Source organism: Haloplanus sp. HW8-1, from assembly GCF_023703795.1.
Taxonomy (GTDB): Archaea; Halobacteriota; Halobacteria; order Halobacteriales; family Haloferacaceae; genus Haloplanus; species Haloplanus pelagicus.
The window spans coordinates 26,548-47,960 of record NZ_CP098519.1 but is presented as its reverse complement, the minus strand read 5'-3'; the positions used below and the strand labels follow the sequence as shown (position 1 = coordinate 47,960).

Sequence of the window (21,413 nt, the reverse complement as noted above, 5' to 3'; positions counted from 1 at the left end):
TCTGCGCGCTCTCGCTCGCGCCTTCGCGAGCGCCCTACCGGGCGCGAGCGAGAGCGCGCCTGCATGAGGTGGGCCCAACCAGCACCGCGCGCCGACCCGCCCGGAGCGAGCGGCCAGCGGAGTAAGCGTGGGGGGTGAGCAGCTACGCCGCGCAACCCCTCGCGCTTACCCGCTGGCGTCGAGGGCACATGCACTTTAGCCCGGAACGGGCGCGGGCGGTGTGGAGAGCGCCCGCATGCCCGGAATGGTCGGTCGCGAGCGACGCGGAGGGCGGCAGCGGCGAGCGGGGCGAGCCGTCACGTACGCACCCGTTCAGCCGGCTACGTCGCTCGGTGGGCCATCCACTGTCCTGGCGGACTCAGAAAGGGCGAGGCCGCCTCGGCCGTCCCCCGACCCCGCAAGCACCGCAGGGACGAGGCGCGCAGCGGTGGTCGCGGGCGTCGAGCGGCCGAGGGCTTTCAGGAACGATCCCTATCTCGGACCCGCACGTCGTTATTCGCCGACGGACTGCGATTCGTCCTCGACGATGGCGTCCACACCGTCCGGTGATACATCGAGTGGGATCCCCTCGACAGTGAACTGAACGGTGATGTTCTCATCGGCGGAGGCGATCACCTGTTCGAGTGCATCGGGGTCGACGTAATCGTGGAGCTGGTAGGCGTCGTCCTCGAGTCCACACGTCTCCAGCGTCTCAATTATCTCGACGAGAAGGTCATTCGATCCGCCCGAACTGTCCGATGGAGGGGAATGCATCTGAACGCTCGGGGGTTAGGGTGGCAGGCGTTTAAACGTAAGGAGTCAACTGTAGAAGCGCTACGCTTCGCCACTTGACTTAGCGCGTTCGGGATAGCGTCGGCGCAACCAGAAGCGATTATGCGCTTTGACGCCGACTGGATGTCTCGCGCTGATGACCGCATACTAGAGCATCTTTCTGAAGCCGGCCCCGATACCCCAAAGGAAATGACGGACAGCGATCGAGTTCGCTTCTCCCGCCAACACATCAATGCCCGCTGCAAGACGCTGGTCGAATACGGCCTCCTCGTCCACCTCGGCAACGGCGTCTACGATATCACGAGAACGGGAGAGCAGTATCTCGCCGGCGACCTCGACGCTCGTGACCTTGACCCCGAATAGCGTCAGCTGTCTCCAGTGACCAGGTCCTCGATGAACCGGAAGCCGTTCACGAACGTCACCGAGTCCCCGTAGCCCTCGCTCGCGAGGACGGTTTCGGCCCCTTCGCCGGCCGCGATATCGGTCGTGTAGATGTACGCCTCGGTCGCCGTTTCCGCGCTGAGATGCTGGGCAGCGAGGGCGGCGAGGGCGGCGTCGGCACGCTCGACCTCGTCGGCAGGGCGGTCGTCGGCGTTCGCGATGTACCGCTGGACGCCGTCCATCACCCGCGAGACGACCGGTTCGGAGAACTCGAGCGGCGCCGCAACCGTCGCCCAGCCCTCGTCGATTGCGGTGTCGACGGGCGGGTTTTCGACATCCGGATCGTCGATAGTCAGCTCCTCGTACACCCGTTCGGGCAGGACGAAGGTGACGTCGTTCCGGCGAGCGAACCGCCGAACGGCCTGGTACCGACTGTTCGACGACTGTCCCATCGCGACGAACAGGCCGGTGTCAGCGATGTGGAGCCGGCTCACGCGTCGTCAGCGCCGTCGTCGTCGATATCCAACTCGTCGAGTCCTGCCCCTGCCTCCTCGATGTCGTAGTGCTCGTGGACGACGGGCCGGAGCGCCTGGAGGATCATCTCCGCCGCCAGCGGCGAGATGTCGAGGTCCTCCGCCATCAGCCGGTGGGTCACTTCCCCACGCTCCCGAGCGACGGCGTAGGTGAGCGCGGTCGCGAGGCCGGCGACGCCGTGGCGGTCGATGTAGGTGTCGATGTCGGCGTCCGTCTCGCGGCGGCCGACGGCGTCGATGAGCGCCGGTGTGATCGTGTACTCGCGGTCGCCCGCGGCGGTCGTCACGGTCAGGTCGATCTCCCGGGCGGCGTATCGGCGCGGCTGCTCGTCGTCGGTGACGTCGACGACGCCGGCGTCGACGAGCCGGTTGACGTAGCTGTAGGCCGTTCCCTGTGCGAGCTCGAGGTCGTCCATTACGTCTTGGACGGTTGTCTCGCCCTCCCGAGCAAGGTATGCGTACAGCTGGGCCAGTTGTGGTTCCTCGAGGAGGTCCGCGACTGAGAGGAAGTCCTGGACGATGTCGCCGTCGGCGCGGTTTGAGGTGCGTGACACGATTCGTTCTTGATTACAGTTTACAGCGAACCAGTAAAGAGTGTTTGGGTCACTCTGCCGGCGTCGCGACGAGATGCTCTTCGAGGTCGCGCGTCCAGTACGTCGCGAGGCCGCCCGGGCTACAGCGGGCGCACAACTGTAACGGGCCTTCCAGATGGCCGAGTTCGACCCGGAATCGCGTGAGCGCCGCGAGCGTGTCGACGACCAGCCCACAGCCGTCACAGGCGACGTGATCGCGCTCGTCGGGTTCCGGCTCCGTCTGAATCGCGCAGTCGACGCAGATCGGGTGGGTGACCCGCTCGTCTTGCCCCCAGGTGTGGGCCTCGCCAGTCTCGGTACCGGGCGGGGCGTCGCAAAACGCACAGCCGACGAGGGTCTGCTGCATCACTCGCCCTCCGTGTCGGCGTCGCGGCCGGTCGTCCAGCCACGATGGAAGACGGCCAGCTGCGTCGTCGAGTCGAACGTGGTGCCGCTCGGCTCGTGAACCAGAACTTGGTCCTCGGGAACCGGAGTGACGACGTCCGCGTCGACGAGGTCGTTGACCAGGCGTTGGGCCGTCGTGTCGTCGACGTCCGCCGTATCGGCGCTGGTGGCGTCGCGGTCTTGGGCGAGCAGTTCTTTCTCGAACTGTTCGTAGTCGCGACTCGTGTCGTCGTGAGGATCGGGACCAGGCATGGTGAGTCACGCAGCGCACGCTGTTGCGCGCTGCACGCCTCCCGGCGCCGACAAACAGTCAGGGCGGACAGCGTCAGTCCGGTCGCGGGTCGTGATAGCCGATGACGGCGACGTCGTCGATGAACAGGACGCCCTTCATGAAGTCGACCTTTGTCAGGCTGTGCTGGTAGAGGTTATGCCGACCAAGGTAGTTCACCGGCACCACCAGACAGCCGAACTCGATCTTCGGTCGGCCGTCCTTCTGGGTGCGGTACCCCTTCTGGAACTTGAGGAGGTCGTCGCTGACGTTCTTCCGCTCGCTCTTCTCGACCTCGATGGCGATGCGGTCGTCGGCGTCGTAGAGGTCGACGCTGTAGTTAAACCCTTGATGCGACCAGAGCTTGCAGTTCGGGTTGTAGCCCCCGGCGGCATCCCCTTCGTACTCGTACTGCGAGAGGCCGTCGGCGATTGCAGCATCGAACCCGCCGACCTCCGTGTGTTTCGTCGAGCCGTCGAAGACGCTTGCTGGGACGGCCTCGACGGCCGACCGAATCGAAGCCAACGAATCATCCGGAAACGCCTCGGACGAGGTTTGGGTGCGGCGCTCGCTCAGTTTGGTGACCTCCTCGACGACGACCATATCTTCTGTAATTCGTAGCCATCCCGATAAAATACTACTCTATACCCCACTACAGTCCGGTTCTCTTGGAGGATACAGTAGAAAGACTGATGTTTGCCCTCAAGTCAGTAGGCAACCATGACCTCTCCTCTCTTTGAACTTGATGAAGATGAAATCCGGCCGAGAACTAAAAAACAGGTTCAAAAGCTAATCGGGGATACTTCTGGGGAATTCTACATCTATGTTTTGGAATGTCAGTCTGAGATATCTCTTCGACGTCCTTTGGTTGGATTTGATGGGAAAGCAATTCAGAACGCTGTACAGGCGGGCGAAGATTCCTGGTTGGAGCTTCCAGCAAAAATACGCCCCCCGATGGGCGGACACGAATCGAACTTTCCAAAGTGGGTGGAACAGGCTGTGGAAGCAGATGAGGTCTATTATGTAGGCCAGACCAGAGATCCTGTTAACCGGATTGTAGAGCACGCAACTGCGGGAGAAAAATCAGCCAACGCGACACGACTGTTCCCCCCGAAGTCCCTCATCCATATTGAGGCAGCTGATTCCTGGGAAGAAGCGAACGCATTAGAGGATCTCATTTCTGATTTCATTACCTTTGGATGTGAAATTGAAAGCCAGAATTACACTGACTACGGGAAAATCCCGGAACGAATCTCAGATCGGCTAATGACTTTCGCAAACTCTGATAGCATGGGCCTGGAGATCGAAAATGGCCGAAATATCCGCTCATTCCATGCTGCACCGAATGATTACTGGACTGCCAACCTTCTGTATCATCTTAGGGAACTTCCGTTCAAAATCGATGGGTGGGAAGTCGCTGAAGAATTCGACATTTACCCGATAAAAGAGTCGATCGTAGTTGATTGGTATCTCACCTCCGTCGAAGTCACCGCAGAAAATGAAACGAGTTTCCAATACCAAGAGGATCTCCTGCTCTCACAAATTGATGCGTTTGAGCAGTGGCTGGAGTCTTCACAGGAGTACCCAAGTCGAGGAGATTCAGAGAGTGCTGAGTGGGAAGCAGATGAGGGAATCAACTCAACCGAGGAAGCCCAATATCTCTTTGAAGAGCTTATGGAAATTGGGGAGGGAAGAATTATTCAACCGTTTTTAGAGAAATATCGGAACCGAACGAGAGAACTTCATCCGTCTCCTCTCCGATTTGCCTACTCCGATAAGACACCTAACCTGGCAGTAGAATCTGATGGGAAGATTCCGGCCGAGGAGGCTGAAAAGATAGCGAAAGCCCAACATTCGAGCAAGAATGACGATGATGATACAAGAGAGCTCTCTGACAGAGAAATCTCCCGCTTGCAAGATGTTATTGAACTCTCCCCCACAAGTAACGGAGAACTTCAAAACCGCTGGGGGCTTGACGATAGTGCTGATGTTCACCATTATCTAGAGAGTCATCTATCAGAATGGTATTATCGAGATTCAGAAAGTCGGATTCAGGTCACTGAAGATGCCGAAGAGGTCGTCTAAAGTCTCAACATGAGCCGATGACCCTCTGGTCTGAATCTCGCGGTATCTTCTAACCAACAATAGGCGGTGCAGGTGCCTTTGTGTTGGTTAAGCTCGTTCACTACGGCGTTTTGAGTTCTCGAACTGGCTTCACCACGAATGTATCCGGGTCTGTAGCAGGTGCCTCACACGGACGCTTTGTCATCAGGTATGTCGACCGCGTAAGATGGGTGATGAGCTCGTAGCGAACGGTTCGTCGAGGGACGGTGGTCTCGTGCCAGCCCAGCCGGTCGTCGAAGTGCCGTTTCTGGAACTGCTCGCCGACGTCGTCGGCTGCGACGTACTGCGTCCGCGTCGACCGCCCGACCTGCCGGGAAATGAAGACGGCGCCCACAGCCTCGTGCGTGAGCTCGACGAGGGCACACTCCACGAGCGCAACGACCGACGCGTGATCCCGGTCGGTCGGAACCGTCATCTCGAGGTCAGCCCACGGCGCCTCATCGTCGGGGGTACTTGCTGCGTGATCCGCTGCTCGTGACTTGCTGCGTCGTTCCGAAGCCATCGTCAATCGGGGGCACGTGATGTACCCCGCCACCCCCTGGCGGGGGCGACAGACACCACCGACTCACACCCATTCACCCTATGCGCTAAATCTGACAAGTTCCAGAATCCAATCTCTGAGCGACGGCCCCTCGGCCTGAGAGAGCCGGCGGCCTTCGCACATTGCATATCGCCTCTTTCTTTGGACGAAAACCGCGATATGCAAGCCGAAATAACGAACTCAAATTGCAGAAGAGGCCCGTCGGGCCGATTTGAGGGCGTAGAAAGTACCTCGACGAGTTCCGGGATAATCCTGTTGTTTCAAAAATTGCTCGACGGTGGGGTAACGGAGGTGATTTCGGGCGTATCTGGATACCTTGGAACCGCCCGTTTATCTGTTCTGCGTCTCTCGAGGTCCTCCGGCTCGGCACCTCGAATCGTGAAATACTCCCTATTCCTTCGATTCCAGCCGTGTTGGCCGCTGAAATTGCTCGACAGATTCTAGGTGAATCTGGTTCCGGCCTGTCGTCCGGGTGTCGGAAATCGGATAGGAAGCCTGAATTAGTGAGTTCCTCACAGGGTATCCAGTCTGGGGATTACTATCAGAGATATAAGCTGGTAGTGAATAGAATACCTAGTTCCAAATGGTGCGGAAGGGATGCTATGAGAATCGCTCTATCTATCCCATGGACAAGAAAACTAATCAACAAGTGATGTAAACCCGTGAAGTATCTGATGAGTGGACCGTCTTCGGTTCACATGCCGCCTCGGTTAGTGTCTTTGTAGCCATACCCACCGTCCTCCTCGTCAACACAACCCATGACTGCGGTACACGATATTTTTTAAATCACTAAGTTGTAGACAGGTGCGTATGCCAGATAGTAGTTCACACACTGAAAATGAGTAATATTACGTCTGATGCCGAATACTACGTCCCAGAATATGTAGAATTTGTTCGTATTGATGAGTCAAAGGCGGCTATTTCCACGCCACTCAGCAAGAAAGAGATACGTGGTGCTTCAGTTGACCTTGTAGAGAATATTATTGCTTTGGGTAGAGGTGGGTCGACCGTCTCCGAGGTTGACCAAGAGACTGATTTCTCTGCTGAAAATATTTCCACGCTTTTGTCGCATTTGGAGACTGAGGATATTATCCAGACAACCCGCCCGGAATGCGACTTTTGGGATTGGTTAGTTGACTCTCCCCCTGAGGCACGAAAATCTGTCCGAGAAGCGACGATAGGGATCCTTGAACCGGATTGTTCGTCTACGTTTCATGAGTTCCTAGGAGAGTTAACAACTGTCCGCTTAAGCTCAATATCTGATCTTCCCGAAACAATAGATAATCTTGATATATTAGTCACCGGGACAATTGGCGCCAATCCAGAATTCCATCAGGCAGTGGCAGAGGAGACTCAAAAGATGACTCTTTATTGGTTACCAGTGAGGTTAGTAGGTACTGAGGTTCATCTCGGACCACTATCAGGGGTGGGAAAACCATGTTACAACTGTTATCGTAAACGGCTGTTAGCGAGTACTTCAAATCCTGATTTACATTCCAGAGAAATGGTCTCTCGGGAAGAACACAGCCGTCAACCAGAATACCCACAGGCCGTACATCAATTGTTGACTTCACAAGCAAGGCTAGAAATTAATGCGGTGCTAGCTGATGAACTGAGACCAACGACTGATGGTTCAGTATTGATTACTGATATTCAGACGTTGGAATCAAACACAAGAGATGTGCTGAAATTACCGGGGTGTGAGATTTGCGGAACGAACTAGATACTCCAGATGTCGGTACGCTTCTGGAAGGAAATGACATTTCACTTGAAACGACGATCAGTCTTGGAAAAGAACTGATCGACTCGAAAGTGGGGCCAATCGTTCACTTCTCGCAGCCAGAGATAACTCGACAGTCAATTCCTGTATACCAGTACCAGACGCTAATACAGAATACATCTCGGATATCGTCAACTGGGCTTTCAGATCCACCAAATACGGCTGGAACGAGTCTCGTAAAATCACAGGCGATGGTTACTGCGATAGGAGAAGCGATTGAACGCTACTGCCTATCAATGACTGATTTATCTGACTTTGAGTTCGGTGCGTATTCCGATTTTTCAGAGATTGCAGTCCCACCGGCCGCATTCAATATGTTTTCTGAATCTCAATTATCTCAGCGAGGATTGTCAGAACGTATACTGAATGAAGAGGAGTACCACTGGACTGCAACCAGAGAAATAACTTCTGGCGACCAGAGACTAGTACCTGGCCAGCTTATTTATCTTCCATTCAACCATAATACAGTATTTCGATCTCCAATCTCAACGGGTGCCGCTGCTGGAACTGGATACCTAGGTGCGTGTTATCGCGCAATTTGCGAGATTATTGAAAGAGAATGTCTGATGATAACCTATTTGAATAAACTATCGGTCCCTCATATAGATAAATCGACTATTCCTGATGAGGCTAAGACGTATCATGATATACTGAAATCCCGTGGAAGAACAGTATATCTGCTCAATATCTCTTTAGACCAACCTGTTCCAACCTGCTTGGCAATAGCAGTCGATAGTGGGAGTAAGCCAGCTCTCAGTCTGGGATTGGGATGTGAGTGGAACATGGGAGATGCCATTCAAGATGCGCTTCGTGAAGCTCTCCAAATTAGTGATTGGGAGGTTGAAGACCTAGATGAATCCCCAACCCCTTCTGACATCGACTCAGTTGAGGAACGTGCTCGGTTCTGGGCTTCTGATGAGAGAATCTCAGATATTCGGTTCTGGTTGACGCCCACAGATAAGATCTCCGTCGAAGATTGTCGTGAAGTGAGGGACAAAAAACCATTAGAGACGATACTCAGATATCTCAATAAACGTGATTATGAGTGTTATATTGCAGATGTAACGACCTCAGATGTAGCACAGTATGGGTTTAAGACTGTGAGGGCAATTATACCAGAAATGCATCCGATGCATTTGCGGGAAAAGTTCCGATATCTCGGTGGGAACAGACTTTATGAGGTTCCGGTTGAAGTTGGTCTGCTAAATATGAAAAATACAGAAAAGGAACTCAATCAGGTTCCACAGCCATTCCTATGACATCACGAAAACGTATTGCTGGCGATTTCTTATATGAAGTTTATCACGAAAACAGTAAAAATTTCGAACTTGATAGACCCGACGACGTGCCTGACAGCTGGACGGAGATTGAATACAAAACATATGGTAACACAGAATCTATCCCGCTATCAGATGTTGATGGGAACATTAGCGATTTGATTTCTCAACGAAGGTCAGTCGATAAGTTTGATTCGGGTCCGCTTGAATTAGAACAGGTATCACAATTACTTGGAACATCGATGGGAATTACGACCAATAAAGAAGACCCGAACAATCAACGCAGAGCCTACCCATCTGCAGGCGCCAGATATCCTGTTGAAGCATATATTTTTGCCAACTCGGTCAACGGATTAGATGAAGCTGTATACCATGTTAATATTCTCGATAACAAATTTGAAAAAGTTAACAAGCATTCCTCTGATCACTCTTTAGATTTTATTTCAGGGGAAGAATCGAATGAGGCACCGCTAATCGTGTTCCTATCTGCTGTATTCCACCGGTCAACACAAAAATATGCATCTCGGGGATACCGATATACAATTCTTGAAGCCGGACATATAATGCAGAATCTTTGTCTTGTGGCAACAGAACTTAACTTAGCATGCCGTCCCTACGGGGGTTTTATCGAGGATGCTGCTGATCAATTCTTAGAGTTACCAGATCAGGAGACGACACTATATGTTGGATTAATCAGTTCTATGTGATAAATCGAGTTAGGGGAGACTTGAAAGTGTGGCCTCCATATCTCGCGATAATCGGTTTGCGGCTTCATTTTGTCTCGACTTGTCATAAGTACCCCAGATATCCTCAAACGCCCGCATCAGTAGAAGTATGTTTACTGCTCGATAAAGTGAAAAGCGTTTATCCGAGGCTGAAGAGTCCGGGATCTGCTTCTTCTCACAATATCCACCAAAGAACTCTTCTCGTAGCACTTCGCACAGATGGGAATCAGAATATAAGCGATCTATTAACAGATACTCTGAACTGGATAGGTCATACTCCGAGTGCCCTGGGATTGATCTTTCCCAGTCAAGAATACCGGTTATCTGTCCACCGTCCTGTTTTTGTTCAAAAATCATATTTCCAAGGCGGTAATCTTGATGCATGAGTACCGGGTTCGGATTTGATTCTAGTATAGGAGATAACTCGGCCATGGTCGTACGTACGCGCTCTGGATAGTGGTTAAATTTCTTGTTCGTGATCCCTTTTGTTCCCATTTCGATGAACGATTCTAACTCTTCTTCCCACGATTGGTAGCAACCATCGCTCTGGAAAGAATCTCCAGAAAACTCGAGTCTTCCATAAGACTCGAACGTAACTTTCTGGTGAAGTTCGCCCAGATACTTGCCTGCTTGTCGCATTATTGATGGTAATATGCCTTCGGATGGTAACTCTATTTTATTAAATTCGTTACCGGGTATCGCTGTCATCACTAACCATGGTGGAGAGGATGTTTGAGGAATGCCAGCTGCAAGGATACCAGGGACTGGGATTGATGTGTTCTCTGATAGATACTGATATAGGTGCGACTCCTTCTGTGCGTACCGAGTACCATTATTAAATGTATATATCTTTAAAACAACAATTCTTTCACTATATTGATTAAGATTAAGGCGATACAGCGTATTTAGCCCCTTGTTGATCCTTTCGTAAGAGATGAGTTCCACTCCCTCGCCAAGAGCTGCTACTGCGTCCGAAATTAATATATCCGTATTATTTTCCATTACCGCGAATGAAATTACCTAACATATTGTATCTTTGGGGTTAATACAAGAAAGAATATATAAATGGAAGTATGCATCTCTGCCCCAAAGATATTTGTTATCTCGTGACAACCACCAGATAGGATGTTGGAAGTCAAAGACGACGGCCTCGATCTGGAAATTGAAGAACTGAGTGATGACCGATCCACGGAGAAGTATACCGCACACTCCAGTTGTAGTCCATCCTCAGCTCCGAGCTGCGGTGGTAGCTAGCCAAACACATCCTCTGTTCGAACGGTTTCTTTCAAGCTAGTCTGGATCCCCAACCGCAGGTAGGAGGTGTCTTTAGATTTAATCATAGCGCAAGTGCATACCTACATATTGGTATCCAGGAGAGAGTTAACACTCGACTTGATATTGCTGAATCAAGTTAGAACCCTTCTCCAGCATATCCGGCCTCATCCAGTTGGTTGTACATTTCATCCGAGAACGGGAGACTGCCCCAGATCGAGTAGGGACACTGGTCCTGACCGATACAGTAGCGCTGCAGATCGTCGTTATCGCAGTTCATCGGCAACGGTGTGTCGCCGTCGATCGTATTCGAGAACTCGTAGCGGACCTGGTATTCGGTCTCCTGCTCGTCGTACCACGGCCACCGAGAGAAGACGTCCTTGAGGTCCGCGACGATCTCGTCGAGGCTGCTGTCTTGGTACTGCGGCAGCCACATCACCATCCGCGCGAAGTTGTAGAGGTCTTTCCGTACCGGCTTCTTTTCGTGGAGACGTTCCTCCATATTCGCCATACAGGGGAGTTCGAAGAGGTCTTCGATCTCTCGCACCTCGATCTGTTCGGCGCCGGTTCCAGCTCGCCCGATTCGGTACGTATTGACGCGCCCGTCGCGGTCGATCGTGACTGCCAAGTGAGACTCGTGGTCGGCCAGCGTCTTCGCGAGACTGCTCGGACTCGAGATCCAATCCGTCACAGAGGATTCCCAGTCGTCCTCGGCCTCATACGCCTCGACCGCTCGGTAGAGCTCCTTCGCTGTGTGGAACTCACCCTTTTGTGCGACGTCGTCGGGGGCGTCACTAAGGGCCCGCCGGAGGACGCGAATCGTCCGCTCCCCACGGTCCCAGTTCCGCCAGATACGCTCATGATGGCCGGTCTCGAGGAAGCGGTCGATTCGCTCCGTGATCGCCGACTCGTTCGTGGTCAACCACGATAGCTGGTCGTCGGAGAGGCCGTCCTCCTGAACCCGCAGGAGCTTCTTGAATGCCCGCTCAGCATAGTCGCGATACTTACTGTCGAAATCACCGACCGGGACGTACAGGTTGTTGTCCTTAACTCGCGTCAGTATCTCTCCATCGTCGTCACTCCCATTCGCCGCTTCGTCCTCCCGAACAAGGCATTTGCGTGACGCCGCCGCCATCGGGATTTCGAGGTAGAGGCCATCCCCGAACTCTGGCATCTCTGTGATACCCGTACAGACCCGACCCGGATGCGGGCCATCCTCACCGGGCTCCTTGCTGTACAGCACGTCGGCTATGTCCTGTTGGAGCGCCCCACCCCCGTGGGCTCGAAGGAGGGAGGCGAGATTGTTGACGTACAGCTCTCGAATGTCGTAGAGCACCTGGATGTTCCGGGGCGACGCGTGCTCGAACTTCGGGTGCTCTTTCACACAGATCGCACTCAGCGTCGCGAGCACAGCGAGCGTCCCCGGTTCGTCGACGAACGGCTCCTCGGCGGCATCGGCACGAACCTCCTCTTTGAACGCCGCCGTCCCGAACCGCTCGACGTCGTTCAGGAGGTCCTCGGGTTGGTCCTCGCCGTCGACGACGTATCGATTGTACCCACGCGTAAACAGCTGGTTGATGCGGGTCTCACCGTACTCCAGCGGGAGTGCCGCAACTCGATACGCCATACCCTCGTCGTCGGTGGGCGTACTCGGATTCATTCGCCGATCACCTCGGGCGTCGCCGACCGAACGTCGAACGCCGGGCTCTCGATGGGTTGAACGATGCTACAGACGTCGGCGTGCAGCGAGTAGGGCAGACGAGCGACACGCCGGCGGTCGGCCGTCACGACGGGGTCGATGGGGATATCGTACGTCTCGAGGAGGAGGTCGTTCAACACCTCGCGACTCTGCTCGTCGTACCGGTGCGCCGGGTCGGTATCCAGCAGGTAGACGTGGACACCCTGCCCGCTGTAGACAACCATCGTCTCCTCGGCGTCGAAATCGTCCTCGAAGATGTCGCGCACTTCGAACCCGTACTCGATAGCGCGGTCGACGTCTTCGAAGGCGTACGGATACCCTTCAGGAGCGGCGTCGAGGATACCCGCAGCGTCGAGAAGCGCATCGTCGTCCCGATCGTCGCCGTCCGCCGACACCATCTCGTCCGCTCGGTCTCGGGCGATCTCTTTCGCGTCGATGTCGACGAGAAGAACCCAGGGTCGTTCCCAGTGATCCAGCGCGTAGTAGACGGCGTCGGGCCGTGGATCCGGTTGCTCCAATACCTCCGGATCAGCAAGCGCGAACTTGCTCCGCCCCAGCGGGTCGTTGCGAGCGGGGTGTCGAATGAACTCGACGACGTCCTCGAAGCCGTTGAACTCGGGTGCCGTTCGGTCCCCCGACGGATCTGTTTGCCACGTATCCCGCCGGATGAAGTCCTTGGCCGGCACCTCGTCTTTGCGCACCGGGTGGGACTCGCGGAAGGCGACGGCGTACTGTTTCGGGCCGGTCGCCGTGATGAATTCCGGCAGGTCACCCAGATAGCGGGGGAATTCTTCGGCGTAGTAGTCGTAAAGCTCCTCGCGGGTCGCCTGTCGCCAAGTCATTGGTTGAGTTCTTGGTCGAGATTTTTGAAGCCCCGAACGGTGGTCAGCCCCGTAGCATCGAACTCGTCGACGGCGTCTCTGATGGTCGCGAACGATCGTGCCGCACGCCCGCTGACCCGCTCGTCGATCCGATCCGCGTCGGCAAGGCTGTCCAGAACGTCGAGCGCCGTCTCGCGATTGTTGAAGGCCCAGATCGCGTCGGCGTCCACCGCGCTGAGTTTGTCGTAATCCTCGACCGGGGCGTGCCGGTTGTTACTAGCGAGCTCTGCTTCGCCGGCCCAGACAAGCTCGCCGTCCCCGTCGAAGCCGGCCACGTCCAGTACCGTGCCGTCGTCGGTTTCGTAGTACGGTTCCACGCGACCGACGTCGTCCCGCTGCTGGAGCCACAGCTCGAGGAGCCGGACGCCAACCTTGTGTGGCGTTTTCTCGCCGAGATCGCCCGCTCCTGGTCCCGCCTTCAATTCTCTCCCGAGGAGGTCTCGACCGTCTGGGAGGACGGTGTAGTACTTGCGCCCCGCCGCGGAGTCCGCTTCCAGGAGGTCCTGCTCCGTGAGCCGCTCCACATGGAGGTCGTCGTATTCGTCCCGAAGCTGGCTCATCCTGTCCAGTAGCGTGTACTCGTCGTCCTCTCGGTTCATCACGTCGAGGACCCGATTCAGGAATCGGACGTCGTCACGGCTGAGCCCGCGTTGTCGGAGTTCGTCATCGGGGACGGGCACGCTACTTTCCTGAACGGGTGTTGCCCCGTTCTCCGGCTCCGCTGCTTGGTCAGCAGCTGACTCCTCGTCCGCCTCGGTGGCCTGCCCGAACAGGGGGATCATCGCTGCCTCGTCCGCATCTGGGTCGCTGTCCGTCTCGGACTGGGTGGTCGACGTCGATGTGTCTTCGGTCGTCGATTCGCTGATGAATGCGGATTGCGTCGGATCCGTTCCTGAGTCGCCGTCGGCAGCCGAACCCGTCGTCTCAGCCCCCGAACTCCCCCAGCCAGTCTCTTCTGGGGAAGCGTTCGACTCAGTCGGCTCTGTCAGCCCGTACTGGGCCTGTGTTCGCTCGACCATCCGTGGCCGGGACACGGACTCGAAATGGTCTTCCTGGGGCTCTGTGAGCGGCTGGTCGCTTTCTGGATGCCCCGGCGCAATCGGGAGCGGCTTCAGCGAAAACGGCGGCGGACCAGTCTCCCCGAACGACGGACTCGGGAGCTGCGCAATCCACTCACCACTTGGGAGCGTGTTGATTCGGTTGCGGAGTTCGGTCGGGCTGAGGTCCTCGTGCGCGAGCGACTCTGCGAGATCACGCTCGATCGAGATGTTGCCGATGAGCTTCGTCTTGATATTGTTCAGCACCTCGTCGTAGGCTCGTTCGTTCCGATTTCGTACCTGTTCGGGGAACTGCATCACGAGCCCCATACTCAGCCCGAACGATCGGCCCTGCGGCAGTAGCTGCTCGGAGACGAGCTTTGTCGACGCGACCGGCGCCGCCTCCTCGATGATGAGGTTCGTGAGCTTCTCGTAGTCGGTCTGACCGTCGCGACGGCGCACCTGCACGGCGTCCCAGAGGTTGCTCAACAGCAGGAGTGTGATCGCTCGCTGTGCCTCCGGCCGAAGGTCGCCGAGGTCGAAGATGATGGTCGCGTCTTCATCGAGGAACTCGCGGAAGTCGAACCGGTTGTCGACGTACTCGCCGGCGTCGTTCTGCTCGGGGACGTGGCTGAAGATCCGCCGGAGATGCGCGTCCTCTTTGAGCTTGTCGAGGCGGTTCCCGACGGCGTCCATCGACACTTGGAACTGGTGGTTGTCCTTCGCGAAGTGGCGCGTCAGCGATTCCTCGATGTTTTGATTGTCCGCTGAGACCGGGGGAATCGTCTGATCGCGCTGCATCCGGAGCGCGGCGGCGAAGAGGTCGTCCAGCCCGAACACGTCGCTCCCATACTCCTCGTCGAACAGCGCCTTGATCAGGTAGCTGAGGATCTCGTTCGCGACGAACGCCTGCCCGTACTGCTCGCGGCCCATAATCATCCGGAGGATGTCGTGGAAATGGTCGACCTTGTCCTGAATCGCGTCCTCACGGTTGCGGCCCGCTTCGAGCGCAGGGCGGATGTCGAAGAACGAGAACGCGGGGATGGTCTCCGGGACGCGGAAGTGGTAGACGTCGTCGAGACCAGCGAACCGCTCGTAGTGGCAGCGCAGGTAGTTCTCACACATTCCGTCCCCCTTCGGGTCGACGAGGACGACGGGGCCACCCGTCGACTCGCGAAGCGAGAGGGCGTCATTGATGATGGCCTTCGACTTCCCGCCACCAGTCGACGCGAACCGGCCGTAATGCGTCGGCAACAGGTCCGGCGGGATTCGGATGGGATCTGGTCGAGGCTCACCGTTCTCGTCGAGCGCGTAGCCGATGGCCATCCCGTCCTGGAACTGCTGGATCAGATCCGGATTTGGCCACGGGAGTGGGTTCCGACTCTGCTGTTCGGCCCTGGTTCCCCGCGTCCCTTCGACGGTCAACTGTTCGGAGGAGGGGACGAGGACGAAGTTCGCAAGCTCCGTCCCACAGAGGACCAGCTCAGGGCGGGTCTTCCCCCGGCCCATCGTCAACTCGCGATTGAGGAGGCGCTGGAGAGCGGCCCGTGCCTTCTTCTCCTTCGTTTTCTCACGGAAGCCGCTGTCCCGGAGGCGTTGCCCCTCGACCTCGTAGAACGGCCCATCAAGGGGGTCGAACACGGGGAGGAGCGAGTCCATCCGGCCATCGAGGTCGTCGCGGGTGTCGTCGGTAGGGACGCCGACGGCCCGGATGTTGACCGTGAACGACCGTTTGGCGTTCTTCGCGTCGATGTACTCGATCCGCTTCTCGACGGCCTCGCTGAGCTGCCGGTCGTCCTGGTCGCTCCGCTGCTCCTCGACCTCGAGCAACGACCCGACGACCTCCTGGAAGAACGTATCTCGGCCGTCGACGAGGTCCTCTTTCCGCACCTCCGCGTCGGACTGCCAGCTAGCACGCCGTTGGAAGACGACTTGGAACGCGGTCGGCGCTGTCGCCTCCATCAAGTGGTCGATCAGCGACGCCAGCGCTGCGCCCGGTTCGTCGACGGACGAGAGATCGCCGTTCGTTTCCTCTGCCGTGAACGGTGTCAGCGAGGTCATCCAGTCCTGCTTCCGCGACGCGGCGCCACACCACCGAACCCCGAGCGGCGAGACAGCGTCTTGGGCCGGGCGAGCCAGAATCGTTCCCGCCGGTGTCATCGTCGGCTTCTCGATGGCCTGTCGCTCTTCCTCGTCGTCTGGAAGTGCATCGGGCGGCGCTAGTTCGAGGGCTGAGCCCCCGACAGTAACGTGATGATCGGTGACTTTCGTGGCTGCCGTACCGCCGTCGACAATGGGGTCGGATTCGGCTGACTCGGAACCCGCTGATTCCTCGTCGACGATGTCGTACTGTTCTGCCGGGCCAAACTCGTACTGCAGCCGCCCAGCCTCGTAGTGGTCGACGAATTCCTGCGGTGTGAACTCGACTGGCTGAATGAGCCGAGCGGCGACGTCGACGTCGACGCGCTCGATGTCGAACGTGCTTGGATAGATGGAGCGGAGGCGCTTCTCAAGCGTATCGAGGTGCGCATCAGCCCCGTAGAAGAACTCTACCGGGTCGTCCGGGCCATCACTGATCGCGAGGAACTCGAATCGGGGTGGTGTCTTACTGTGGAGTGGGTTCAGCTTCGCCCCGAGGCCCGACGAGCCGGGCGTGGTCAGTTTGTGGAGGCTGTCGAGGACTCGGGGGATGCTCTCCGGGTCAAGCCGCTCGGATGTCGGCGTGACGCGCAGGTACTCAGCCATCGCTGGTCTCCTCCGTTGACCCGCCGTCTGGCTCAGCTTCGACGGCGTCTGATTCCTCGTTCGGTTCGCTCGTTTCGTTCGTTCCGTTCGTTGCTCGGTGTTCGAGCTCTTCCTGGAACTCTTCCATCTCGGTATCGACGGCGTCGTCGCCGGCGCCGGGCAGCGAGGACCGGATCTGTGAGGTCGGGTCGAAGTCGATGACCTGCTTCTCCTTGGGCATCGCTTTGACCTGGATACCGCGCCACTCGCCGTCGACGCCCACTAAGGCCTCGGAGAAGCCGGCGTCCTCGTTGCCCGGCACGGCGTCCTGGACAAACCGCATCTGTGCGTAGTTCAGGCCGAACTCATCAGCCCACTCCTCGTCCATCCCGTCGAGACGGTGGAACTGCTTGACCGCACACTGGTCCAGAATGGCCTCGCTCTCGGCGTGCTCGAAGAACTCGTCGACGGTCTGCGTGACCAGCCGGATCGAGAGGTCGTGATGGCGGTGGTGACGGAACACCGTCTCAAGGAACGCCAAGCTCGCGGCGTCCTGCATGATGTAGCGCGCCTCGTCGATGTAGAACACGACCTCCTTCTCCGAGACTTTCGCCCGCTCGTACACCAGCGAGATGAGTAGCTGCATCGTCAGCGCCGTGCTGCTGTCGACGCTGCCCTCCTGCTGGGCGAGGTCGAGGTAGATGACCTTCTCGTCGCGAATGTCGAAGTCGGACTCCTGGCCGAGGTTGCCGTGCCGACCATCGTCCTCGAAGGGGCGGAGCTGGTCAAGGAGCCACGTCGCGTCCTCCTTGATCTTCCCCGCCTCCTCGTCGGACCGGACGACGAACTCCTCCGGGTCGTTGACCATCTCCTCGAAGACGTCCATCATATCCTGAATCGTCGGACTCGGGTTGTCGTGCGTCGAGATGTCGTCGGTGATGCCGTTGCGCTTGTACGCTCGCTTGAGCCCGAGTTCGAGCGTCGTCCGGCGGTCACCCAGCGAGATGCCCCGCAGCGCGAAGAAGTTGGTGAGGAAGCTCATTGCGTCGTCGAGCTTCTCGTTGAACGGGCTCGCGTCCTCGCCCATCGCCCGCTGGACGTGCTCGGGCGTCTCCCGAATCTCCAAGGGGTTCAGGCCGAGCGTCCCGCCGACCGTGATGCGTTTGGCATCGAGCGCTTCGGCGACCCCCGCCCAGTTGTTCAACGGCTCGAGGATGATGCCGATACGGTCCTTGCTCTGCTCGATCGACCGGATGAAGTTCTGTTTCGAACTGAACGACTTCCCGGAGCCGGTGTCGCCGACGGTGAACATCGCGTACCCGTTGTCCCGCGCGAACGGGTCGATGACGACCGGGCTCTGGTTGTCTTTGTGAATCCCGAACTCGACGCCGCCCTCCTCGAGGATCGTCGCGTTGTGCGGCGAGGACAGCAGCGCGCCGACGGCGCCGCCGAGCGCAATCGACGTCCGCCCGAACTCGTTGTCACCGATGGGTGCGGCGGACTGAAGGGCGAGATCCTGCCGGCAGATCGCCGTCTTCGGCGTGAGGTTCGCCGGGTCGTCGCGGAGCGCGCTCTTGACCTTCTGGACGGCGTCGCGGAGGTCCTCCTTCTCGTCGGCCCGGACCGTGATGAACATCCCCTGGTCGAAGACATTCGCGCCGTTCTCGACGGCCTTGTACGTCGCTGCGGCCTCGTTGGCGCGTTCCTGTAGGTAGGCACTCCGCACGCTCTGTTCAAGGTCAGCGTCCACCTGAAGGTCGTCAGCGATATCCTGCAGTTCGTTCCGCGCCCGCTCCTGGTTCTTCGGCGTGATGTGGGCCGTCAAATCGAACTGCACGTCCGTCATCTCGAAGATCTCGGAGAGGTAGCCGTCGTTGGGGTAGTCCGGGTAGTCAGCGATGTACAGCGTCGTCGTCCACTGCTCCCCGACCCGTGCCGCGCGCGTCTCCCACTCAATCGCCGCCGGCGCGGTCACCGTTTTGTGTGACTCGGCGATGTCGTCGAGAAGTTGGCGTTCGGCCGCGCCCTGTTCGATGGTCTCCTCGTCGAGGAGGTCCGAGAACTCGACCTCTTCCTCGTCGTCTTCGGTGTACCAGTCCCAGAGGAATTTCCCGCCGATCCCGACCAGTACCGCGAGCAGGATGTAGAGAGCCGCACCTTCAGCTGAGGTTGGGTTCGTGAGCCACTCCGTGAGCTGGCCGACGGCTCCGCTGCCAGTCTGGAGGACGAGGTTACGCATCGTGGTCATCCTCCCGGCGCGAGTGGCCGATGATGGATTGTTCGCGAACGACGCTCTCTGCGTCGTCGTACTCGTGTTCGCGGCCGTTCCAGAAGTCCATATTCAACACGAAGAGTTCGACCGTGCTGAGCCGGCGTGCGGACCACCCGGAGGCCTGCTGGATGAACTCCGACCGCACATCGTTGACCCGGCTATCCAGCTTCTCGAACATCTGTGCGCGGCGCTCGATGTCGGTGAGGTCCTCGCGGCGGGTCACGAACGGGTTGAACAGGAACCCGATGACGGGGAACTGCGTCAGCTTCTCGGCCGGCGTACCCTCGTCGCGGAAGCGGTCGTAGACCTCCAGCGGGGAGACCTCGACGCCGATGTAGTACCGCACCTGCTGGATGCCCCGTTCTCGCATCTCCTTCGGCCGCGTCTCCCGATACTCCTCGAGGAGTTCCCGGAAGATCGGATTTTCTTTGACGTCCTCGTCGTTCAGGCGGTCTTCGATGTTCTCGGTGATCTGTTCGACCGGGAACGAGCGGGTCGTGGCGTGGAGTTTGAGTTTCGAATCCAGTTCCTTGTTGGCGAACTCTTCGCCGGCGTCCTGGAGCTGTGCCCAGTCGTCGGACATCGCGAAGTCCATGTTGCCGGGGTCGATCTCGATGAACGCCTCCATCGTGCCGTCCGCGCGCTGGATCGCGCCAGCGCCCGGCCACGCCCGCTCGATATTCGTGAGGTCCTGCGTCCGCTCGTCGGGCTTGAATGGCGTGTAGTTCGCGAGCCCGCCCTCGTTGCGCTCTGCCTCATTGGTACTACTGTCAGCTTCCTCTGGGGCGCTGAACGTGATCTGGGGGCGCTTGACGTAGCGATAGACGTCTTTCGTCCACGTCCACGCATTGAGGTGGTCGGGCGAGACGTAGACGATCGCGACGCCGAACCCGAACCCACCTGCGACGAACGGGAGGGCGAGTGATTCGATGCCGGTGAGGCCAGCGATGAACAGGCCGACGATCGGGAAGGCGATCAGGACGCCGACGTCGCCTTCCTCGATGTTGAGGTAGGGGATGCGGCTCTCCTCACCGAACTGGTCCATGATACGCCGTGCGGCTGCGTCTTTGTCGATGGACATAGGTTGTTAGTAGCTTCCAGGATCGTTCTCGGTCCGCCGGTAGGACGGCGTCCCGCTGTCTTCGTCGCTATTCGCGCCCCGGGCTGCTGCTTTCTGCGCTACAGCGTGTCCCGCTGCGGCCTTCGGTCCCCACCGGGCCGCCGTCGTGGCGACGCCGGCGCCGCCGATGTAGGCTCCAGCGGCGACACCGCCGATGAGGGCCGCTCCTTTCGTCGCACCACCGAGAACCTTCGCCGTGAGTGGGGTCGCGTACTTGAACGTCTTCCACGTCACATAGAGTGCAACGAGGGGAAGTGAAGCCGCAACGAGATACTTGAGGAACGCTGATCCCGGCGTCAACGCCCCTCCAGAGTAGAGTAGATCGTATCCTTTGAGGACTATCGCTGCAGGCAGGGGTAGGATGGCCAACGGGACGAACCGTTTGCTGAATCCCATCGCGACATCAGAGAGGACAGGGATATTACCATACGCAACGGCGAACGCGATGGGCATCCCGTACAGGTAGACGTAGAGGAGAATCTGCCGGATGTAGAACAGCGCCTCCAGTGCCCACATCGAAATTCCTCCGATAAGAGCAAAGAGGAGACCAAGACCGGGGTTGGTAATCGACCCCGTTATGAACTGCAACATAGCAGAGCCCAGCGAGGACAGTTCCGGCATCAGGGCAATCGTGAACCCATCAACAAGGTAGAGCGCGAGCGCCCCAATCCAGTACCAGGTAATAATCAGAAAGGCTCCGACCCAGGCAGTCTTCTTGGTCTTCCGAGCCTCGTACGCACTCCCGATATTGAAGATGCGGATGGTGTGTCGTCCCTGAACGCTCATCACAAGTAGCAGCAGAGAAATCAACATGATCTCGCCGCCGATGAGCCCTTCTTGGATTGCTGGCCAAGGGGCGTTACTTGGTTCTCCGAAAATGAACGTCCCGTCAGTCTGGGGAGTCGGAGTGCCAAACATCTCTTCGGTCAGCGTCTGATACCCTGACCGAAGCCCGTCCATGAACAGACCGATGAACCAATCGACGACGTCTTTGAATCCCTCGAGAACGACGTCTATCAGGTCCACCATCG

Annotated in this window: 19 protein-coding genes; 5 read left to right on the top strand and 14 right to left on the bottom strand. The window is 57.7% G+C overall.

The features are described from left to right. Positions 1-492: 492 nt before the first annotated feature. Positions 493-753: a HalOD1 output domain-containing protein gene (locus NBT82_RS18615; RefSeq protein WP_251331465.1), complete on the bottom strand. Its 261-nt coding sequence runs from the start codon at positions 751-753 to the stop codon at positions 493-495. Positions 754-873: 120 nt separating this feature from the next. On the opposite strand from NBT82_RS18615, the gene NBT82_RS18610 reads away from it, so the two are divergent. Then, positions 874-1,134, top strand: a complete 261-nt coding sequence (locus NBT82_RS18610; protein ID WP_251331464.1) for a MarR family transcriptional regulator — start codon at positions 874-876, stop codon at positions 1,132-1,134. Positions 1,135-1,136: 2 nt separating this feature from the next. Here the strand turns inward: NBT82_RS18610 and NBT82_RS18605 are convergent, their stop codons facing one another. The 5 genes from NBT82_RS18605 to NBT82_RS18585 form a co-directional block, all read right to left on the bottom strand. After that, a complete protein-coding gene (locus tag NBT82_RS18605) occupies positions 1,137-1,646 on the bottom strand; it encodes a PIN domain-containing protein (protein ID WP_251331463.1) in 510 nt (169 codons plus the stop codon). Next, positions 1,643-2,239, bottom strand: a complete 597-nt coding sequence (locus NBT82_RS18600; RefSeq protein ID WP_251331462.1) for a helix-turn-helix domain-containing protein — start codon at positions 2,237-2,239, stop codon at positions 1,643-1,645. Before NBT82_RS18600 ends, NBT82_RS18605 begins: the two co-directional genes overlap by 4 nt. A 49-nt stretch (positions 2,240-2,288) precedes the next feature. Beyond that, positions 2,289-2,624, bottom strand: coding sequence for a DUF7558 family protein (locus NBT82_RS18595; RefSeq protein ID WP_251331461.1), 336 nt, complete (start codon positions 2,622-2,624; stop codon positions 2,289-2,291). Further along, entirely contained in the window at positions 2,624-2,914 is a 291-nt protein-coding gene (locus tag NBT82_RS18590; protein ID WP_251331460.1) for a DUF8069 family protein, read from the bottom strand. Before NBT82_RS18590 ends, NBT82_RS18595 begins: the two co-directional genes overlap by 1 nt. A 73-nt stretch (positions 2,915-2,987) precedes the next feature. Further along, positions 2,988-3,533, bottom strand: a complete 546-nt coding sequence (locus NBT82_RS18585) for a hypothetical protein (protein ID WP_251331459.1) — start codon at positions 3,531-3,533, stop codon at positions 2,988-2,990. A 117-nt stretch (positions 3,534-3,650) separates the two neighbouring features. On the opposite strand from NBT82_RS18585, the gene NBT82_RS18580 reads away from it, so the two are divergent. Further along, positions 3,651-5,015, top strand: coding sequence for a DUF5797 family protein (locus NBT82_RS18580; RefSeq protein WP_251331458.1), 1,365 nt, complete (start codon positions 3,651-3,653; stop codon positions 5,013-5,015). A 100-nt stretch (positions 5,016-5,115) separates the two neighbouring features. Here NBT82_RS18580 and NBT82_RS18575 read toward each other — a convergent pair whose 3' ends face one another. Further along, entirely contained in the window at positions 5,116-5,556 is a 441-nt protein-coding gene (locus tag NBT82_RS18575; RefSeq protein ID WP_251331457.1) for a DUF8030 family protein, read from the bottom strand. Positions 5,557-6,433: 877 nt separating this feature from the next. Here NBT82_RS18575 and NBT82_RS18570 point away from each other — a divergent pair. From NBT82_RS18570 to NBT82_RS18560, 3 genes are all read left to right on the top strand, one after another. After that, positions 6,434-7,318, top strand: coding sequence for a TOMM precursor leader peptide-binding protein (locus NBT82_RS18570; RefSeq protein WP_251331456.1), 885 nt, complete (start codon positions 6,434-6,436; stop codon positions 7,316-7,318). Next, a complete protein-coding gene (locus NBT82_RS18565; RefSeq protein WP_251331455.1) occupies positions 7,303-8,634 on the top strand; it encodes a YcaO-like family protein in 1,332 nt (443 codons plus the stop codon). Before NBT82_RS18570 ends, NBT82_RS18565 begins: the two co-directional genes overlap by 16 nt. Positions 8,635-8,720: 86 nt before the next feature. Next, the gene (locus tag NBT82_RS18560; protein WP_251331454.1) at positions 8,721-9,359 is read left to right on the top strand and encodes a SagB/ThcOx family dehydrogenase; all 639 of its coding nucleotides are present in this window, start codon (positions 8,721-8,723) and stop codon (positions 9,357-9,359) included. A gap of 9 nt (positions 9,360-9,368) precedes the next feature. Here the strand turns inward: NBT82_RS18560 and NBT82_RS18555 are convergent, their stop codons facing one another. The 7 genes from NBT82_RS18555 to NBT82_RS18525 form a co-directional block, all read right to left on the bottom strand. Further along, a complete protein-coding gene (locus tag NBT82_RS18555; protein ID WP_251331453.1) occupies positions 9,369-10,379 on the bottom strand; it encodes a phosphotransferase family protein in 1,011 nt (336 codons plus the stop codon). Between the two features lie 409 nt (positions 10,380-10,788). Next, positions 10,789-12,309 (bottom strand): primase-associated protein, encoded by a 1,521-nt coding sequence (locus NBT82_RS18550; RefSeq protein ID WP_251331452.1) that lies wholly within the window; start codon positions 12,307-12,309, stop codon positions 10,789-10,791. After that, complete coding sequence (locus NBT82_RS18545) at positions 12,306-13,190, bottom strand: bifunctional DNA primase/polymerase (protein ID WP_251331451.1); 885 nt, start codon at positions 13,188-13,190, stop codon at positions 12,306-12,308. Before NBT82_RS18545 ends, NBT82_RS18550 begins: the two co-directional genes overlap by 4 nt. Continuing rightward, the gene (locus NBT82_RS18540) at positions 13,187-17,011 is read right to left on the bottom strand and encodes an ATP-binding protein (protein WP_251331450.1); all 3,825 of its coding nucleotides are present in this window, start codon (positions 17,009-17,011) and stop codon (positions 13,187-13,189) included. The genes NBT82_RS18545 and NBT82_RS18540 overlap by 4 nt, the downstream gene beginning before the upstream one ends. After that, entirely contained in the window at positions 17,004-19,238 is a 2,235-nt protein-coding gene (locus NBT82_RS18535) for a VirB4 family type IV secretion system protein (protein ID WP_251331449.1), read from the bottom strand. Before NBT82_RS18535 ends, NBT82_RS18540 begins: the two co-directional genes overlap by 8 nt. Continuing rightward, a complete protein-coding gene (locus tag NBT82_RS18530) occupies positions 19,222-20,343 on the bottom strand; it encodes a TraC-like domain-containing protein (RefSeq protein ID WP_251331448.1) in 1,122 nt (373 codons plus the stop codon). Before NBT82_RS18530 ends, NBT82_RS18535 begins: the two co-directional genes overlap by 17 nt. Positions 20,344-20,349: 6 nt before the next feature. Then, complete coding sequence (locus NBT82_RS18525) at positions 20,350-21,411, bottom strand: TrbL/VirB6 family protein (RefSeq protein ID WP_251331447.1); 1,062 nt, start codon at positions 21,409-21,411, stop codon at positions 20,350-20,352. Between the last annotated feature and the right edge of the window lie 2 nt (positions 21,412-21,413).

Bases quoted from the DNA above. Each gene is read 5' to 3' on its own strand.
- NBT82_RS18615 (WP_251331465.1), bottom strand. From the start codon at position 753: ATGCATTCCCCTCCATCGGACAGTTCGGGCGGATCGAATGACCTTCTC.
- NBT82_RS18610 (WP_251331464.1), top strand. From the start codon at position 874: ATGCGCTTTGACGCCGACTGGATGTCTCGCGCTGATGACCGCATACTA.
- NBT82_RS18595 (WP_251331461.1), bottom strand. From the start codon at position 2,624: ATGCAGCAGACCCTCGTCGGCTGTGCGTTTTGCGACGCCCCGCCCGGT.
- NBT82_RS18590 (WP_251331460.1), bottom strand. From the start codon at position 2,914: ATGCCTGGTCCCGATCCTCACGACGACACGAGTCGCGACTACGAACAG.
- NBT82_RS18585 (WP_251331459.1), bottom strand. From the start codon at position 3,533: ATGGTCGTCGTCGAGGAGGTCACCAAACTGAGCGAGCGCCGCACCCAA.
- NBT82_RS18580 (WP_251331458.1), top strand. From the start codon at position 3,651: ATGACCTCTCCTCTCTTTGAACTTGATGAAGATGAAATCCGGCCGAGA.
- NBT82_RS18575 (WP_251331457.1), bottom strand. From the start codon at position 5,556: ATGGCTTCGGAACGACGCAGCAAGTCACGAGCAGCGGATCACGCAGCA.
- NBT82_RS18570 (WP_251331456.1), top strand. From the start codon at position 6,434: ATGAGTAATATTACGTCTGATGCCGAATACTACGTCCCAGAATATGTA.
- NBT82_RS18555 (WP_251331453.1), bottom strand. From the start codon at position 10,379: ATGGAAAATAATACGGATATATTAATTTCGGACGCAGTAGCAGCTCTT.
- NBT82_RS18550 (WP_251331452.1), bottom strand. From the start codon at position 12,309: ATGAATCCGAGTACGCCCACCGACGACGAGGGTATGGCGTATCGAGTT.
- NBT82_RS18545 (WP_251331451.1), bottom strand. From the start codon at position 13,190: ATGACTTGGCGACAGGCGACCCGCGAGGAGCTTTACGACTACTACGCC.
- NBT82_RS18540 (WP_251331450.1), bottom strand. From the start codon at position 17,011: ATGGCTGAGTACCTGCGCGTCACGCCGACATCCGAGCGGCTTGACCCG.
- NBT82_RS18535 (WP_251331449.1), bottom strand. From the start codon at position 19,238: ATGACCACGATGCGTAACCTCGTCCTCCAGACTGGCAGCGGAGCCGTC.
- NBT82_RS18530 (WP_251331448.1), bottom strand. From the start codon at position 20,343: ATGTCCATCGACAAAGACGCAGCCGCACGGCGTATCATGGACCAGTTC.
- NBT82_RS18525 (WP_251331447.1), bottom strand. From the start codon at position 21,411: ATGGTGGACCTGATAGACGTCGTTCTCGAGGGATTCAAAGACGTCGTC.